This window comes from Cedecea sp. B1(4), from assembly GCF_059414925.1.
In genome coordinates this window covers 1-248 of sequence record NZ_JCAHMZ010000317.1, presented here as the reverse complement: position 1 = coordinate 248, position 248 = coordinate 1, and the positions used below count along the sequence as shown (strand labels likewise).

The following is a 248-nucleotide window of genomic DNA, read 5'->3' as shown; positions in this document are numbered from 1 at the left end:
AAAGCTCTGAGTGAAACGAATTTCAGATGCCCATCGCCATGACCCAGCCTGCCAAGCCAGCCAGCAGCACCACGAGCGCTGGCGGCACGCGCCCCACTGTGAGCAGCCCGAACGAGAGCAACGCCAACCCGAAGTCCGCCTTGCCGTGGATGGCGCTTGTCCACACCGGGTCATATAAGGCCGATACCAGGATACCAACCACGCCGGCGTTGATGCCCGCCATGGTCGTCTGAATACCCGCCCGGTGG

At 62.9% G+C, this 248-nt stretch carries 1 protein-coding gene; it reads right to left on the bottom strand.

The window, feature by feature from the left end; genetic code table 11:
• Nucleotides 1-22: 22 nt before the first annotated feature.
• Nucleotides 23-248 (bottom strand): chromate transporter (locus ACR6JA_RS23120; RefSeq protein ID WP_494599852.1); only part of this gene is annotated, 226 nt, incomplete at its 5' end.